This window comes from Parazoarcus communis SWub3 = DSM 12120 (assembly GCF_003226565.1).
Classification (GTDB): Bacteria; Pseudomonadota; Gammaproteobacteria; order Burkholderiales; family Rhodocyclaceae; genus Parazoarcus; species Parazoarcus communis.
This window is the reverse complement of sequence record NZ_QKOE01000183.1, coordinates 1-255: the sequence shown is the minus strand read 5'-3', so window position 1 is coordinate 255 and position 255 is coordinate 1. Positions and strand designations below refer to the sequence as shown.

The 255-nt window shown below is 54.1% G+C and carries 1 rRNA gene; it reads right to left on the bottom strand.

The features are described 5' to 3' along the window. Positions 1–255 (bottom strand): 23S ribosomal RNA (locus DNK49_RS23655); the annotation flags it as partial.

Here is a 255-nt window from a genome sequence, read left to right as displayed (position 1 = left end):
GGGAGGAGACCGCCCCAGTCAAACTGCCCACCATGCACTGTTCCCGACCCGGATTCACGGGCCTGGGTTAGAACCTCAACGACACCAGGGTGGTATTTCAAGGTTGGCTCCACCGGAACTAGCGTCCTGGCTTCAAAGCCTCCCACCTATCCTACACAAGTCCCGTCAAAGTCCAATGCAAAGCTACAGTAAAGGTTCATGGGGTCTTTCCGTCTAGCCGCGGGTAGATTGCATCTTCACAAACATTTCAACTTC